Raw genomic sequence first — 17332 nt, 5'->3', positions numbered from 1 at the left:
GCCGGCGGGGGTCAGGCTCCCTGGGCCTCCAGGCCCGCCCGGGCCTCCGCCGCGAGCTCCGCGAGCACCTCGCTCCGCTGCTGGTGCAGGAAGAAGTGGTCGCCCGGCAGGATGCGGTGGCGGAAGCGCGCCGCCGTGGTGCAGCGCCAGCCGGTGATCCACTCCGGGCCGGCCATCAGGTCGTCCGAGCCGCCGAGCGCCAGTACCGGGCAGGGCAGCACGGTCGGCCGGATCCGCTCGTTGTACTCGGCCAGCAGTGTGACGTCCGCCCGGAGCACCGGAAGCACCATCCGCATCAGGTCCTGGAACTCCAGGACCTCGGCCGGGGTCCCGCCCAGCTCGACGAGGCGCTCCAGGAGGTCGTCGTCGGTGAGGTCGTGGAGCTGGGCCACGTCCGGCGTGCCGGGCGCCCGGCCGCCCGAGACCACCAGGGACAGCGGCAGCGGCCGCCCGTCGGCGGCGAGCCGGCGGGTCGTCTCGTAGACGATCCGCGAGCCCATGCTGTGGCCGAGGAGGATGAACGGCTCGTCGGCCGGACGGCTCGCCAGCACGGCGAGCACGCCGTCGACGACCTCGTCCATGCCGGCCGCCGGCGGCTCGGCGAGGCGGGTGCCGCGGCCGGGCAGTTCCACCGGGACCACCGTCAGGTCCGGCTGGCCGGTGTCCCGGGCCCAGGGGAGGTAGGCGCTGGCGGAGCCGCCGGCGTGCGGCAGGCAGTAGACGCGTACGGACCCGGACCCCCCGTCCGGCTCGGCATCACGGTGCCACGGCGTCCATCGGGCCACCTCGTCGGGCAATACGGCGGGCCATCCGGTCATCAATTCTTCTCTTTCGTTCCCGGTCAATTCGAAGAAGCCTGAGGACCAGGCCTCCGGGAAGACTTTATGCGCTGATTTTCAGATAGGTCCAGCCCGGCATCCGACATGTCCCGGAGATTATCGATCCGGCCGTGGCGGGAATTTTCAGTGCCCGGAAACAGTCGATTCACACGGTGAAATCTCGCTCTTTCCCGGGCCATCCGACTCTGTTACGGTGCTATCCGTCCGGGCTTCTCCCGGATATTTCCGGAAATATTTCCGACGAAACCTGCGAACATCCACGGGAGAGGGCGGACACAATGTGCGGAATAACCGGCGTATTCGTCCTGGGCGGTGGTCGCCCGGCCGACGCCGAGGCGGTCGCCGCGATGACGGCCTGCCTGGTGCACCGGGGGCCCGACGACGACGGCCACCACACCGCGGACGGCATCGCCCTCGGCTTCCGCCGGCTGGCCCTGAACGACCTCGCCCACGGCAACCAGCCGCACCGCACCGAGGACGGGACGCTCGTCTCGGTCTGCAACGGCGAGATCTACAACCACCGCGAGCTGCGCACCGCGCTGGGCCGCCGCGGACACCGCTTCCGCACCGAGAACGACACCGAGGTGCTGCTCCACCTCTACCGGGAGTACGGCAAGGAGCTGACCGCCCATCTGGACGGCCAGTTCGGCTTCGCCCTGCACGACGCCGCCGAGCGGCGGCTGCTGCTCGCCCGGGACCGCGCCGGCATCGTCCCGCTCTTCTACACCGTCACCGACGGCCTGCTGATCTTCGCCTCCGAGGTCAAGGCGATCCTGCGCCACCCCGCCGTGCGCACCCGGGTCGACCTGCGCGGCCTCGACCAGGTGCTGACCCTGCCCGGGCTGGTCAGCCCCCGCACCATGTTCGAGGGCATCAGTGCGCTGCGCCCCGGGGAACGGCTGATCGCCGACTGCACCGGAGTGCGCACCGAGCGGTACTGGGACCTCGACTTCCCGCTCGCCGCCGACCTCGCCCCGGTGGCCCCCGCGGACCTGGACCGGGAGCTGGACCGGTTCGCCGACAGCACCGTCGGGCTGCTCGACACCGCCGTCCGCAGCCGGCTGGTCGCCGACGTGCCGATCGGCACGTACCTCAGCGGTGGCCTCGACTCCAGCCTGATCGGCGCCCTGATGTCCCGGGCCCGGCCCGGCCACGCGTGGCCCAGCTTCTCGGTCACCTTCCCCGGCCGGGACTTCGACGAGGGCCCGCACCAGCGGCTGGTCGCGGGCAAGCTCGGAACCGACCACCACGAGGTGCCGGTCGGCGAGCACGAGGTCGCCGAGCGGATCGCCGCGATGGTGCGGCACGCCGAGGCCCCCGTCCGCGAGTCGTACAACGTCTGCTCGCTCGCGCTGTCCGAGGCCGTGCGCGCCGCCGGGACGGTCGGCGCGCTCAGCGGCGAGGGCGCCGACGAGCTGTTCGGCGGCTACCCCGGCTACCGCTTCGACGCCACCGGCCTCGGCGGCAGCCGGCTCACCGGGCTGGACGCCTCCCTGGAACGGGAGTTCCGGCACCGGATGTGGGGTGTCGACCTCGCCTACGAACAGGACCAGCTGCCCGCCCAGGAGTTCCGCCGCGAGCTGTACGCCGAGGACCTGGCCCACGCGCTGGACGAGTTCTCCGTCACCAGCCAGCGCCTGGTCGACCCCGAGCGGCTGGCCGGGCGCCACCCACTGCACCAGCGCTCCTACCTCGACTACCACCTGCGGCTCGCCGACCACCTGCTCGGCGATCACGGCGACCGGATGGCCCTGGCCAACGGCGTCGAACTGCGCTTCCCCTTCCTGGCGAACGCCGTGGTCGACCACGCCACCACGGTCCCGCCGGAGCTGATGCTCGCCCACGGCCGGGAGAAGGCCGTCCTGCGCCGGGCGGCCGAGGGGCTCGTCCCCGCCGAGGTGCTCGGCCGGCAGAAGTACGGCTTCCGCGGCCAGACCAGCAGCCACCTGCTGAACACCGGCGCCGACTGGTTCGAGGAGCTGATCTCCCCCGCGACCGTCCGCCGCCAGGGCTACTTCGACCCGGACACCGTCGCCGCCCTGACCGCGCGCCAGCGCACCGACGGCCGCCAGGTGCACGCCCACCTGGACACCGACTACCTGATGCTCGTCGCGACCTTCGCCCTCTTCGTCGAGGAGTTCGACCTGCCGTGCCTGGGATGACCCTCACCGCCACCGCGCCGCCCGCCGCCCCCGGCGACCGCCCGGAACACCCGCTGATCGGCGTGCTCGGCGGCATGGGGCCGCTGGCCTCCACCGAACTGCTGCGCACCGTCTACCGGGCCTGCCGGCTCCAGCCCGAGCAGGACACCCCCCGGCTGCTGCTGTGGTCCGACCCCGCCGTGGTGGACCGCACCGAGGCCATCGGCAGCGGTGAACTCGACGCACTGCGCCGCGCCGTGGAGACCTCGCTGCGCGGCCTGCTGGCGGCCGGCGCGGAGCGCACCGTGATCGCCTGCATCACCGCCCACCACGTGCTCGGCGACCTGCCCGCCGAACTCGCGGAGCGCTGCGTCTCCCTGGTCGACGTGGTGCACGAGGAACTGGCCGCGGCCACCGAACCGCACCTGCTGCTCTGCTCCTCCGGCACCGCCCGGGCCGGCCTGCTCACCTCCGGCCCGGCCGGCGCCCGCGCCGCCGAACGGCTGGTCGCGCTGCACCCGGCGGACCAGGACGCGCTGCACGAGCGCATCCACCGCCTCAAGCGCGGTGAGGACCCCGCCCGCACCATCGACTTCCTGCGCGAGACCCTGCCCCGCTACGGCGTGCGGGCCTTCGTCGCCGCCTGCACCGAACTGCACCTGGTCACCAGGGCGATCGAGGACTCCGGTCTGGGCGGGGAACTGCCCTCCCTCGACCCGCTGACGGTCGTGGCCCGCCGGATCATGAACGGAGAGTTGTGAGCCACACGAGCATCCTCGACCGCTGGGCCGACCAGGTCGAGCACCGAGCCGCCGAACCCGCCCTCGCCACCGCCGGGCGGGACTGGAGCCACCGCGAACTGGCCGAGCTGGCCACCGGCCTGCGGGCCCGGCTCGCCGAGGGCACCGGCCCCGTCCTGGTGGCCTGTGCCGACCCCGTCCCGGTGGTCGCCGCGATCCTCGCCTGCGCCGCCACCGGCCGCGCGTTCGCCCCGGTCGACACCCGTCAGCCCGCCGCGCGCTGGACCGCCCTGCTGGCGGACCTGCGGCCGGGCACCGTACTCGCCGACGCCGCCGGGCGCGCCGCCCTGGCCGCCGCCGGACAGGGCGAACTGCCCCTGCTGGAGACCGAGTCCGTCACCGGCCTGCCGTGGACAGCCGACCACTGGCGCGGCCTCGACGGCCCCGACGCCGGATACGTCTACTTCACCTCGGGCACCACCGGCCGTCCCAAGGGCATCCTGGGCAGCTTCGAGGCCGTCGCCCACTTCCTGGACTGGGAGATCGCCGAGTTCGGCATCGCGCCCGGCACCCGGGTCTCCATGCTCACCTCCCCCGGCTTCGACGCCTTCCTGCGCGACGCCCTCGTCCCGCTCTGCGCCGGCGGCACCGCCGTCGTCCCCTCGCCCGGTGCGGTTCCGGTCGGCGCGGCCCTCGGCGACTGGCTGACCGAGCAGCGGATCGAGCTGCTGCACTGCGTCCCCACCGTGTTCCGCACCCTGCGCGCCGCCGGGCTCACCGCCGGCTCCCTGCCCCGGCTGCGCGCCGCCCTGCTGGCCGGCGAGCCGGTCCGCCCCGCCGACATCACCTGGTGGCGCGGCCTGTTCGGGGCCGACAAGGAGCTGGTCAACCTCTACGGCCCGTCCGAGACCACCATGACCAAGGTCTTCCGCCGGCTCACCGCCGAGGACGCCGAGGCCGAGACCGTCCCGGCCGGCTGCCCGATGCCCGGGGTCGAGGTCCGCGTGCTGGTCGCCGGACGCCCCGTCACGGAGGCGATCGGCGAGATCGAGATCCGCACCCCGTTCCCGCTGCGCGGCTACCTGGGCGGCACCCCCGGCGGCTTCGCCGGGCCGGACCGCTACCGCACCGGCGACCTCGGCCGGCTGCGCGCCGACGGCGCCCTGGAGGTCCTCGGCCGCCGCGACCAGCAGGTCAAGGTACACGGCGCCCGGGTCGAACTCGGCGAGATCGAGGACGGGCTGCGCCGCCACCCCGGCGTCGCCGACGTCTGCGCCGCCTTGGTCGAGGAGACTGACGGCGAGCCGGTGCTGTGCGCCTACCTGGTCGCCGAGGGCGTCACCGACGAGGAACTGCGTGGTCACGCCGCCGAGACCCTGCCCGCCCTCGCCCGGCCCGCCCTGTACCTGCGGCTCTCCGCCATCCCGCGCACCCTCAGCGGCAAGGCCGACCGACGGGCGCTGCCCAGCCCCGCCGCCGCCCGGGCCGGCCACACCGGCGAACAGCCGCTGGAGGGCCTGGAGGCCGGGATCGCCGAGCTCTGGCGCGAGCTGCTGCACGTTCCCAGCGTCGGCCGGCACGACGACTTCGCCCTGCTCGGCGGGGACTCGCTGGGCATCGCCCGGCTGCTGGACGGACTGCGCACCCGCTTCGGCGTCGAGGTGCCGTTGCGGGTCTACGTCGGCGCCCCCACCGTCGCCGGGCTGGCCGCGGCCGTCGCCGCCAGCCGCGACGGAGCCCGCCCGGACGGTGAGCGCCGGTGAGCCGCGACACCTCCCTGCCGCTGCGCGCCGACCGCGGCCGCGCCCCGCTCTCGTACGCCCAGCGCTCCATCTGGCGGGCCGAGCAGGTCCTGCCCGGCACCGCCCTGCACAACGAGAGCGCCGCCTTCCACGTCAACGGCCCGCTGGACCCGGCCGCCCTGGAGCGGGCGCTCGCCGAGGTCGCGCGGCGGCACGAGATGATGCGCTGCTCCGTCGCCCCCGACGGCGCCGGCGAACCCTGGCAGCTGTTCGCCGAACGCGTCCGACCCACCGTCGAGACCGTCGACCTGACCGGGGTGCCCGAGCCCGAGCGGGCGGAGCGGCTCGCGGAGCTGGTCGCCCGCGCCGTGGCCGTGCCCTTCGACCTCGACCGCCCCCCGCTCATGCGGACCCACCTGTTCCGGCTGGGCGAGGACCGCTCGCTGCTGCTGTTCACCGCCCACCACATCGTGGTCGACGCCTGGGGCTTCGGCGTCTTCCTGGAATCCCTCGGCGCCTGCTACGCCGCCGAGCCCGGCACCGGGGCCCCCGCCCCGGCCGGCGGCCCCGACTTCGGCGACTACGCCGCCTGGCAGCGCGCCGAGGCCGGTGACGGCGGCGGGCTCGACCACTGGACGTCCCGGCTCGCCGGGGAACTGCCCACCGCCGACCTGCCCACCGACCCCGGTCTGGGCGGCGACCCGGTCGCCGGGGCACTGCACCACTTCACCGTCCCCGCCGAACTGGCGGCCCGGCTCAGTGCCTTCGGCCGGGCCGAACTCGCCAGCCTGTCCACGGTGCTGCTGACCGCCTTCTGCGCCACCGCCGCCCGCTGGACCGGCCAGGACGACGTGGTGGTCGGCATGCCGGTGGCGACCCGCAACCGGACCGCCCTGGGGGGCGTGGTCGGCCCGCTGCTCAACATCGTGGCCCACCGCACCGACCTCGGCGGCGAACCCGGCTTCCGGCAGGCCCTGGCCCGCACGCGGCAGCAGCTGAAGGCCGACCTCCGGCACCGGGACACCCCCTTCGACCTGGTGGTGGAGCGCCTCGGCCGGGCCGCCGGCGGACGGACCCCGCTGTTCCAGCTGATGTACTCCTTCCACAGCGGCCCCACCACCACCCTGGAGCTGCCCGGCGTCCGGACCACCCCCGCACCCTCGCACAGCGGCACCGCCAAGTACGACCTGACCTTCTTCCTCCGGCCGCGCCCCTCGGGCGCACTGGACGCCACCCTGGAGTACCGCACCGCGCTGCTCGCCCCGGAGACGGCGGCCGACTTCGCGGACTCGCTGCTGTGCCTGCTGGAAGCCGCCGTCGCCGACCCGGACCGGCCGCTGACCGAACTGCCGGTGCTCTCCGAGCCGCGCCGCTACCAGGTCCTGACGGAGTTCAACCGGGCACCGGACGGCGGGCGCGCCTGGGCCACCGTCCCCGCGGCACTGGCAGAGCTCGCCCGGCGGGACGGCACCGCCCCGGCCGTCGAGTCCCCCGGCGCCGCCTTCACCCGGGCCGGCGCCGACGCGGCCGCCGACCGGGTCGCCCACCGGCTGACCACCCGTCACGGCGTGCTGCCCGGCGACCGGGTGGCCCTGCGAGTGGACCGCGACGCCGCGCTGGTGCCGCTGATCGTCGGCATCTGGCGGGCCGGGGCCGCCCTCGTCCCGCTGGACGGGGCCATGCCCGCCGCGCGCGCCGAGCACGTGCTCACCGACAGCGGCGCCCGGCTGCTGATCGGCGACGGCGTGCCGGGCCTGCCCGCCGCCGACCCGGCCGCGCTGCTGGCCGACGGACCGGAGCCGTCCGCGGCCCCGCCGCCCGGCCCGGCCCCCGAGGACCTCGCCTACCTGATGTACACCTCGGGCTCCACCGGGCTGCCCAAGGGCGTCGCGGTCCCGCACGGCTGCGTGGCCAACCTGCTGCACAGCGTGGTCTCCGCCGAGCCGGGCCTCGGTCCCGAGGACACCCTGCTCGCCGTCACCTCGATCACCTTCGACATATCGGTCCTGGAACTGTTCGCCCCGCTGCTGGCCGGCGGCCGGGTCGTGGTCGCCCCGCGCGCGAGCGTCCGGGACGCCGAGGCGCTCGGCGCCCTGCTGGAGAGCAGCGGCGCCACCGTGATGCAGGCCACTCCCTCGCTCTGGCGCGGACTGCTGGACGGCGGCTGGCCGGGGCGGCCCGGCCTGCGGGCGCTGTGCGGTGGCGAGGCCCTGGACGGCGACCTCGCCGAACGGCTGCTGACCCGCTGCGCCGAGCTGTGGAACCTGTACGGGCCCACCGAGACCACCATCTGGTCCACCGTCGGACGGGTTCGCTCCGGCGAGCCCGTCACGGTCGGCCGCCCGGTCGCGCGCACGGTCTGCTACGTACTCGACCGGCGGCTGCGCCCGGTGCCGCGCGGCGCCGTCGGCGAGCTGGTGATCGGCGGGGCCGGCGTGACCGCCGGGTACCGCAACCGCCCCGAGCTCACCGCCGCCGCCTTCGTGCCCGACCCGGTGGACCCGGCCGGCGGCACCGTCTACCGCACCGGCGACCTGGCGCGGCACCTTCCGGACGGCCGGATCCTGGTGCTCGGCCGGGCCGACCAGCAGGTCAAGATCCTCGGCCACCGGATCGAGGTCGGCGAGGTGGAGTCCCTGCTGACCGCCCACCCCGCGGTCCGCCAGGCGGCCGTGGTCGTGGACCGGCAGCAGCCGGCCGGCCCCCGGCTGGTCGCCTTCGTCACCGTCCGGGCCAAGGACGACGGCCTGCCCGAGTCGCTGCGCCGCCACCTGCGCGAGCGGCTGCCCGCGGCCGCCGTGCCCGGCACGATCGCCGTGCTGCCCGCACTGCCGCTGAACACCAGCGGCAAGGTGGACCGGCCCGAACTGCTGCGCCGGGTCGGGGAGTTCGCCGCCGCACAGCGGACCGAGCCGGTCACCGCGGCCGAGCGGGCCGCCGTCGCGCTCTGGGCGGAGGTGCTGGGCCTGCCGGCCGAACGGGTGGGCACCGCCGACGACTTCTTCGCCGCGGGCGGCAACTCCATCGCCGCCAGCCGCCTGCTCGGCCGGGTCCGGGCCCGGTTCGGCGGCGCGCCCTCGCTCGCCGAGTTCTACACCGACCCCACCCCGGCCGCACTGGCCCGTACCCCGGCGGCCGCCGCTGCGGCCGCCCCGGCCGGCCGCACCGCCCGCCCCGCACCCGACACTGTCCCGATGACCGACCAGCAACGACAGCTGTGGCTGCTGCACCGGCTCGACCCGGAATCGCCCGCCTACCACCTGCCGGCCGAGCTGGAGCTGACCGGTCCGGTGGACCGAGACGCCCTCCAGGGCGCCTTCGCCGACCTGGTGGCGCGCCACCCGGTGCTGGCCGCCCGGTGCGACCTGCGCGAGGAGGGCCCCGTCCTGCTGCTGGCGCCGACCGCCGCACCGGCCCTCGCCGTCCTGGATGCGACGCCCGGGGAGGTGCCCGCGCTCGCCCGTGCCGAGGCGGTCCGGCCCTTCGACCTGGCCGCCGGACCCCTGCTGCGGCTCACCCTGGTCCGGACCGGGCCGGAGCGCTCGGTGCTGCTGTGCACCGCGCACCACCTCGCGGTGGACGGCTGGTCCATCGGGGTGGCCGTGCGCGAGCTGGCCGCGCTCTACGCCGCGCGCCTCGGCCTGGCCGAACCGCCGCCCGCCCTGGAGCTGGGCTTCGCCGACCACGCGGCCGACCTCGCCGCCAAGGAAGCTGTGACGGAGCGTCAGCAGCAGCTGGCGTACTGGCTGGAGCGGCTCGACGGGCACCCCGGGGTGCTAAACCTGCCCACCGACGTGCCCGCGCTGACCCGCCCGGCCGGTTCCGGCGCGACCCTTCCGGTCGCGCTGGCACCGGCGGTGACGGCCGGGCTGCGCGAGGGCGCGGCGCGCCTTCGCACCACGCCGTTCACCCTGCTGCTCACGGTGTACGCGGCCCTGCTGGGCCGCTACGCGGGCAGCGACGACGTGGTCGTCGGGGTCCCCGCGGCCAACCGGGACCGGCCCGAACTGGAGCCGCTGGTCGGCTCCCTGGTGAACACCCTGCCGGTGCGGGTGGACCTGTCCGGCACACCCTCCTTCGCCGAGCTGGTCGCCCGCACCGGCGGAGCGCTGGCGGCCGACCTGGGCCGTCCGCTGGTCGCCTTCGACCGGCTGGTGGCCGGCCTCGGACTGCCCCGCGAGCCGGGCCGGCCCAGTCTGGCGCAGGCCTCACTGGTGTTCCAGGCCGCGCCGCCGACCGCGGTCCGGCTGGGCGGGGCCACCGGCGTGCTGCGGCAACTGCCCACCGGCACCGCCAAGTACGACCTCACGCTGGCCCTGGACGAGCACGCCGACCGGATCGACGGCGGGCTGGAGTACGCCGCCGACCGCTTCGGCCCGGACTTCGCCACCCGGTTCGCCCGGCACTTCGACACCCTGCTGCGGGCCGCCCTGGCCGCGCCCGACGCCCCGCTGGACGCGGTCGAGCTCGCCGACCCGGGACTGCCCGCCCCCGCTCCGGGCCGCCCGGCCGGCCGGGTGCGCGCCGAGTACGCCCGGTCGGTCGCCGAGCTGTTCCGGGCCCGGGCGGCCGCCCACCCGGACGCCCCCGCGATCCGCGCCTACGGCCTGACGGTCGACTACCGACAGCTGGACGCCTGGAGCGACGCCGTCGCGACCCGGCTGCTGGCGCACGGCGCCGGACCCGGCCGGTTCGTCTCGGTGCTGCTGCCCGCCGGTCCGGTGCAGACCGCCGCGATCCTCGGCGTGGCCAAGACCGGCGCCGCCTTCGCGGTGCTCGACCCGGCCGACCCGGACGCCCGGCTGACGACCCTGCTGGCCGACGCGGAACCGGTCTGCCTGCTGGCCGCCGAGACGGCGCTCGCCCGCCGCCCCGGGCTGCGCGGGGACGGCGGGGACTTCGCCGGCGTCCCGGTCGAGACCCTCGACCCGTGCCCGCCGGACACCGGAGCCCCCGCCGGCCCCGCCCCGGTCGCCTCCCCCGCGGCCCCCGGCGACCCGCTCTGCCTGGTCTACACCTCCGGTTCCACCGGCACCCCCAAGGGCATCGCCCTGCCGCACGCCGCGCTCGCCCAGTTCGCCGACTGGCAGCGCGAACGCTTCGGCATCCGGCCGGACAGCCGGATCGCCCAGTGGGCGCCGTTCACATACGACGCCGCCTACACCGAGGTGTTCGCCGCGCTCTGCTCGGGGGCGGTGCTCTGCCTGCCGCCGGACGGACTGCGCCGCGACCCGCTCGCGGTGGCCGAGTGGCTGAGGGCCGAGCGGATCACCCAGATCCAGACCGTCCCGGCCTTCTTCCAGCTGGTCACCGAGGCACTGGACGCGACCGGGACGCGACTGCCCGACCTGGAACACGTCCTGATGGCCGGCGAGGTGCTCCCGGTGGCCCTGGCCGCCACCTGGGCGCACCGCCCCGACCGGCCCCGGCTGCACAACCTGTACGGGCCCACCGAGTGCGTGCTGGCGACCCACCGCGAGCTGGCGCCGGGCGAGGAGTTCCCCACCGGGGTGCCGATCGGCCTGCCCATCCCGGGCCGCGAGGCGGTCGTCCTGGACCACCGCGGCCGGCTCTGCCCGGTCGGGGTGGTCGGCGAGATCCACCTGCGCAGCGACCTGCTGGCCGGCTCCTACCACCGCCGCCCCGAGGAGAGCGCCCGGGCGTACGTCGCCGACCCCTGGGAGGACGGCGGCCGGCTGTACCGCACCGGGGACCTCGGCCGCCGGCTGCCGGACGGCGAACTGGCGTTCACCGGCCGGATCGGAAGCCAGCTCAAGATCCGCGGCAACCGGATCGAGCTGGAGGAGATCGAAGCCCTGCTGGAGCTGCACCCCGGGGTGCGCGAGGCCGCGGCCGCCGCGCACGGCGAGGGTCCGGCCCGACGGCTGGTGGGCTACGCGGTCGCCGCGCCCGGGGTCACCGGCGCCGACCTGCGGACCCACCTCGCCGAACGGCTGCCCGCCGCGGTGGTGCCGGACACCGTGATGCTGCTGGACGCCCTGCCCAGGACCCGCACCAACAAGCGGGACCGGGCCCGGCTGCCGCTCCCCGGGGCCGCCGCGCGGCCCACCGACGCCACCCCGCTGGCCGGCGTCGAACAGCTCGTCGCCGACGCCTGGCAACAGTTGCTGGGCGGCGGCCCGGTGGGCCGGCACACCAACTTCTTCGAAGCCGGCGGCGACTCGCTGCTGGCCGCCCGGCTCCAGCTGGAGCTGGCCCGCCGGCTCAACCGGCCGGTCCGGCTGGTCGACGTCTTCGGCCGGCCGACCATCGCCGAGTTCGCGGCCGGCCTCACCGACGGCACCGGCAGCACGGGCGACCGGACCCCGGCCGCAGCCGCCGAACCGCGCGGCGAACGGCGGCAGAACGCCGTCCGCGCCCGGGCCAGGGCCCGCCGCGAGGCCCGCGACCGGGCCGAGGGGGCGGACACCGCCGACCAGTACACACCGACAGGGAGGGACTGAAACCATGGACGTCCAGAGCGTGATGATGGAGCTGCACGGCGCCCTCGGCACCGAGGGGCTGGAGCGGGTCGAGGAGTGCCTGCGCATCCTCACCGGGGAGCAGGCTCCCGAGTACCTGCACGAGGACCAGGAACCGACCCGGCTGTTCTTCCCCGGGATCAGCGCCCTGCCCTGGCACGACACCGCCGAACTGCCGTGGGTGGCACGGGTGGAGGAGTCGTACGAGGCGATCAAGGCGGAGTTCCTGGCGCTGCGCGAGGAACAGGCCCGCTTCGCCCCGTACGAGGACCTGTACACCAAGGAGCTCGGCTGGCAGGGCTGGGACACCTACCAGCTCTACCGCAACGGGGAGTGGCGCGACGAGGTCCGCGAGCGCTGCCCCGAGACCCACGCCGCCGTGTCCGCGACCCCGCACGGCCCGCGCGACGGCATGTTCACCATCCTCAACCCCGGCGTGCACATCACCCCGCACACCGGCGGCGTGAACCTGCTGCTCACCGCGCACCTGCCGCTGATCGTCCCGCCCGGCTGCGCCATCAAGGTCGCCGACGACGAGCGCGGCTGGGAGGAGGGCAAGGTCATCCTCTTCGACGACAGCTTCATCCACGAGGCGTGGAACAAGGGCACCCAGCAGCGCGCCGTCCTGCTCTGGGACGTCTGGCACCCCGAGCTGACGCCCGTCGAGGTCCGGGCCCTGGAGATCCTCATGCCCCGCTTCCAGCGCTACCTGATGGCGGTCTGAGCCCCGGCCCCGTACCCGGTCGCCCCCGGTCCTGCCCGCCCCGCCGCGCGCGGAGCCCACCACACCACGGAGAACACCTTGAACGCACAGCCGGTCCTTCCCGACGCGGCCGAGACCGACGGCCGGGTCGCCGTCGTCGGCCTCGCGGGCCGCTTCCCCGGAGCCGATTCCGTCGACGCGCTGTGGGAGCTGCTGGCCGCCGGCACCGAGGCGATCAGCCGCTTCGGCCCGGAGGAGCTGCGGGCCGACGGAGTGCCGGACGAGGAGTCGGGCAAGCCCGGGTACGTGGCCGCCAAGGGCGTGCTGTCGGACGTCGCCGGCTTCGACTCCCAGCTGTTCGGCTACAACGCGCTGGAAGCCTCGGTCATCGACCCCCAGCAGCGGATCTTCCTGGAGTGCGCCTGGGCGGCCCTGGAGGACGCGGGCTGCGACCCCGACCGGGCGCGCGGGCCGGTCGCGGTCTACGCCGGATCGCTGCTGAGCACCTACCTGATCCACAACCTGCTGCCGCGCACCGACCTGCGGGACTCACTCGGCGTGCCGATGCTCTTCCAGGGCAACCAGCCCGACCAGCTGGCCGCCCGGGCCGCGTACAAGCTCAACCTGCGCGGGCCGGCGGTCAGCGTGCAGACCGCCTGCTCGACCTCGCTGGTGGCGGTGCACCTCGCGGTGCAGAGCCTGCTCTCCGAAGAGTGCGACCTCGCCCTGGCCGGCGGCGTCACCGTCACCGTGCCGCACCGCTCCGGCTACCTGCCGGTGCCCGGCGGCATCGAGTCCCCGGACGGGCACTGCCGGCCCTTCGGTGCCGAGGCGGCCGGCACGGTCTTCGGCAACGGCGCGGGCGTCGTGGTGCTCAAGCGCCTCGCCGACGCGCTCGCCGACGGCGACCGGGTGCACGCCGTCATCCTCGGCTCGGCCGTCAACAACGACGGCGCCAACAAGGCGGGTTACACCGCTCCCGGGGTGGCCGGGCAGACCGCGGTGATCCGCGAGGCGCTGTCCGTCGCGGGCGTCGCGCCGGACACCATCGGCTACGTCGAGGCGCACGGCACCGGCACCCCGATCGGCGACCCGATCGAGGTCGAGGCGCTCACCGCCGCCTTCCGCGCCGAACAGGACGCCGAGCTGCGCTCGGCCACCGGCTGGTGCGGCCTCGGCTCGGTCAAGTCCAACCTCGGCCACCTGGACACCGCCGCGGGCGTCACCGGCCTGATCAAGGCCGTCCTGGCCGTCCGCAACGGCCGGATCCCGGCCAGCCTGCACGCCGAATCCGTCAATCCTGGACTCGGCCTGGCCGACAGCCCGTTCTTCGTCCCCGCCGACCTCACCGACTGGCCGGTCTCCGAGGGCCCGCGCCGGGCCGCCGTCAGCGCCTTCGGCATCGGCGGCACCAACGCCCACGTGATCCTGGAGCAGGCCCCCGCGGCCGCCGCCCGGGAGGCCGCCGGACCGACCGCCGTCCCGGTCGCCCTGCCGCTGTCCGCCCGCACCGGCACCGCCCTGGACGCCGCCGCCGAGCGGCTCGCCGAGGACCTCGCCGCCCACCCGGACCGCCCGCTCGCGGACGTCGCCCGCACCCTGCGCACCGGCCGCCGCCGACTGGTCCAGCGCCGGGTCGTGGTCGCCCGCGACACCGCCGACGCGATCGCCGCGCTGCGCGGGGGCGGCCGCCGGGAGTCCGTCCGGGCCCGCGCCGGGCAGGGCGCCGCGCCCGTCGCCTTCCTGCTGCCCGGCCAGGGCGCCCAGTACCCGGGCATGGCCCTCGGCCTGCACGCGGCGCACCCGGTGTTCCGCACCGCCCTGGACGAGGCCTCCGAGCTGCTGCGCCCGCACCTGGGCCTCGACCTGGTCGAACTGCTCCGCAGCGGCGACGCCGAGCAGCTGCGCCGCAGCTCCGTCACCCAGCCGGCCGTCCTCGCGGTCGGGCACGCCCTGGCCGCCCTGTGGCGGCACTGGGGCGTCCGCCCGGCCGCCCTGCTCGGCCACAGCCTCGGCGAGTACACCGCCGCGTTGCTCTCCGGCGTCCTCGACCTGCCCGAGGCGCTCGCCCTGGTCGCCGCCCGCGGCCGGCTGATGGAGGCCACCGCGCCCGGCGCGATGCTGGCCGTCCCGCTGGACGAGGCGGCCGCCGCCGACCTCGCCGCCCGGCACGGCCTGGACCTCGCCGCCGTCAACGGCCCGGCCGCCGCCGTGCTGTCCGGCACTCCCGGGGCCGCCGAGCGCGCCGCCGCCGAACTCGGCGAGCGCGGCCTGCGCGCCCTCGCCCTGCCGGTGGACCGGGCCTTCCACAGCGCCCTGTGCGCCCCGGCCGCCGAGCGGTTCGCCGCCGAACTGGCCAAGGTGACGCTGCGCGAGCCCACCGTGCCGTTCCTCTCCAACCTCACCGGCGACTGGATCACCCCGGAGCAGGCCACCGATCCCGGGTACTGGACCCGCCAGATGCTCTCCCCGGTCCGGTTCCACGACGGACTCACCCGCCTGGCCGCGCTCGACGAGCGGATGGTGCTGGTGGAGACCGGCCCCGGCAGCGTCCTGACCGACCTGGCCCGCTCGGCCGCCGACGGCACCGCCGCACCGCGGCTCGCCCAGCCGCCACTGCCCACCCGCGGCCGCCGCGGCCCCGAGGACGAGCCCGGCAGCGCCGTGCTCGCCCTCGGCAGCCTGTGGACGCACGGCGCCCCGGTCGACTGGGAGCCGCTCGACGCCGCGGCCCGCCCCGCCGACCTGCCCGGCTACCCCTTCGAGCGGCTGCCGCACTGGATCGAGCCCACCGTCCCCGGACGGGCGCCCGCCACCGCGCTGCCCGCCTCGGATCCCGACGCGGTGCACGCCACCATCGGCTGGCACCCGCTGACCGGCCCGGCCGGGGAGGACCCGCTGAGCGGGCGCCGGCAGACCTGGCTGGTCCTGCTGGACCGGGCCGGCGCCGCCCAGCCGCTGGTCGACCTGCTGACCGCGCGCGGCCAGATCGTCACCACCGTCCAGCCCGGCACCGGGTACCGCCGGGTGCGCCGGGGCGTCTACGAACTCGACCCGGCCGACCCGGCCCAGTACGCCAAGCTGCTCGCCGACCTGCGCGCCCTGGTCCGCACGCCCACCGCCGTCCTGTACGCCTGGGGGCTCGACGAGACCGCGGACGAGACCGACGGCTACTTCGGCCTGGTCCGCCTCGCCCGGGCGATGTCCGCCGAGAGCGTGGTGCACGAGGTGCGGCTCGGCGTGGTGACCGCCGGGGCCTTCCCGGCCGCCCCCGGCGAGCGGCCCCGGCCCGCCGCGGCCCTGCTCAGCGGCCCGGTCCAGGTGTTCGGCGAGGAGTACCGCAACCTGCGCTGCACCCAGGTCGACCTCGCCGCCGGGGCCGCTCTGGACGAGGCGGCCGCCACCGCGGTGGTGCGCGCCGTGCTCACCGGTCCCGCCCCGCTGCTCGCCCTGCGCGACGGCGCCCTGCTCTCCCGCACGGTCGAGCGCGCCGAGCGGCCCGTCCCCGCGGCCCCGGCCCGGGTGCGCGCCGACAGCACCTGGCTGATCACCGGCGGCCTCGGCGGGATCGGCCTGACCCTGGCCCGCTACCTGGCCGGTGCCGGGGTCGCCCGGCTCGTCCTGCTCGGCCGCGGGACCGGCGGCGAGGCCGCCGAGACCGCCCTGGCCGGACTGCGCGGGGTCGGCGCCGAGGTGCTGGCGGTGCGCGCCGACGTCACCGACGCCGAATCGCTCGACCGGGCGCTGGAGCAGGCCCGGTCGGCCTTCGGACGGATCGACGGCGTGATCCACGCGGCCGGTGTGCCCGGCGGCGGCTCGGTGGAGCTGCGCTCCGACGACAGCATGCGCGCGGTGCTCGCCCCGAAGACCGCCGGCCTGCGCCACCTGCTGGCCGCGCTGCGGCCCGGCGAGGCCGAGGTGCTGGTGCTCTGCTCCTCGCTCGCCACCCTGATCCCGACCTACGGCCAGTCCGACTACGCGGCCGCCAACGCCTACCTGGCCGCCGTCGCGGAGGCCGAGGCCGCGCGCGGCGAGCGGTTCGCGGTGGCCGTCGACTGGGACATGTGGGCCCGGGTCGGCATGGCCAGCCAGGCCGAGGTCCCGGAGGCCCTGCGGGCCTTCCAGGCCGAGATGCTGGCCGGCGCGCTCACCCCCGAGCAGGGTGCCCGCGCCTTCGCCGCGCTGCTCGACGGCCCGGCCGGCCGGGCCGTGGTGGCCCGGGTCGGCGCCGGGATCACCGACGGCACACTGCGCACCTCCACCGCCCCGGCCGCCGACCTGCCCCGGACGGCCGCCCTGCCGCGCCCCGAGCTCGCCACCCCGTACACCGCCCCGGCCACCGCGACCGAGGAGCGCCTGGCCGAGATCTACGCCGAACTGCTCGGCCTCGACCGGGTCGGGGTGGAGGACGACTTCCTGGAGCTCGGCGGCCACTCGCTGCTGGCCGCCCAGGTCGCGGCCCGGCTGCGGGCCGAGTTCGGGGTCGACGTCCCCGCCCGGCTCTTCTTCGAGGGCGGCCGCATCGCCGACCTCGCCGTCGAGATCGAAGACCGCATCATCGCCGAACTGGAGCAGCAGTGACCAACCCCGCAGGCCGCAACCCCCGGGGCCGCGAGGACCGCCTCGCCCGGCTCACCCCCGAGCAGCGCGCCGCCTTCGAGGCGCGCGCCCGGGGCCGCGCCGGC

General features: G+C 76.2%; 7 protein-coding genes. 6 read left to right on the top strand and 1 reads right to left on the bottom strand.

What is annotated here, in order from left to right; all coding sequences use genetic code 11:
* Positions 1-11: 11 nt before the first annotated feature.
* A complete protein-coding gene (locus HS99_RS29510; protein ID WP_078656509.1) occupies positions 12-818 on the bottom strand; it encodes a thioesterase II family protein in 807 nt (268 codons plus the stop codon).
* A gap of 299 nt (positions 819-1117) precedes the next feature.
* Between HS99_RS29510 and asnB the strand changes: the two genes are divergently transcribed.
* From asnB to HS99_RS29480, 6 genes are all read left to right on the top strand, one after another.
* Entirely contained in the window at positions 1118-3001 is a 1884-nt protein-coding gene (gene asnB, locus HS99_RS29505) for an asparagine synthase (glutamine-hydrolyzing) (RefSeq protein ID WP_030283653.1), read from the top strand.
* Complete coding sequence (locus HS99_RS29500; RefSeq protein ID WP_046386497.1) at positions 2998-3741, top strand: aspartate/glutamate racemase family protein; 744 nt, start codon at positions 2998-3000, stop codon at positions 3739-3741. The genes asnB and HS99_RS29500 overlap by 4 nt, the downstream gene beginning before the upstream one ends.
* A complete protein-coding gene (locus HS99_RS29495) occupies positions 3738-5483 on the top strand; it encodes a non-ribosomal peptide synthetase (protein WP_030550821.1) in 1746 nt (581 codons plus the stop codon). The genes HS99_RS29500 and HS99_RS29495 overlap by 4 nt, the downstream gene beginning before the upstream one ends.
* Positions 5480-11926, top strand: coding sequence for a non-ribosomal peptide synthetase (locus tag HS99_RS29490; RefSeq protein WP_030550823.1), 6447 nt, complete (start codon positions 5480-5482; stop codon positions 11924-11926). The genes HS99_RS29495 and HS99_RS29490 overlap by 4 nt, the downstream gene beginning before the upstream one ends.
* 4 nt (positions 11927-11930) lie before the next feature.
* Positions 11931-12668, top strand: coding sequence for an aspartyl/asparaginyl beta-hydroxylase domain-containing protein (locus HS99_RS29485; protein ID WP_050366955.1), 738 nt, complete (start codon positions 11931-11933; stop codon positions 12666-12668).
* Between the two features lie 78 nt (positions 12669-12746).
* Positions 12747-17228, top strand: a complete 4482-nt coding sequence (locus HS99_RS29480; RefSeq protein WP_037829422.1) for a type I polyketide synthase — start codon at positions 12747-12749, stop codon at positions 17226-17228.
* Positions 17229-17332: the final 104 nt, after the last annotated feature.

It is taken from the genome of Kitasatospora aureofaciens (assembly GCF_001188955.3).
GTDB lineage: Bacteria > Actinomycetota > Actinomycetes > Streptomycetales > Streptomycetaceae > Kitasatospora > Kitasatospora aureofaciens.
This window is presented reverse-complemented; position numbering and strand designations above follow the sequence as displayed.

Excerpts from the sequence above, each read along its gene's own strand:
- asnB (WP_030283653.1), top strand. The coding sequence starts at position 1,118 with ATGTGCGGAATAACCGGCGTATTCGTCCTGGGCGGTGGTCGCCCGGCC.
- HS99_RS29510 (WP_078656509.1), bottom strand. The coding sequence starts at position 818 with ATGACCGGATGGCCCGCCGTATTGCCCGACGAGGTGGCCCGATGGACG.
- HS99_RS29485 (WP_050366955.1), top strand. The coding sequence starts at position 11,931 with ATGGACGTCCAGAGCGTGATGATGGAGCTGCACGGCGCCCTCGGCACC.
- HS99_RS29500 (WP_046386497.1), top strand. The coding sequence starts at position 2,998 with ATGACCCTCACCGCCACCGCGCCGCCCGCCGCCCCCGGCGACCGCCCG.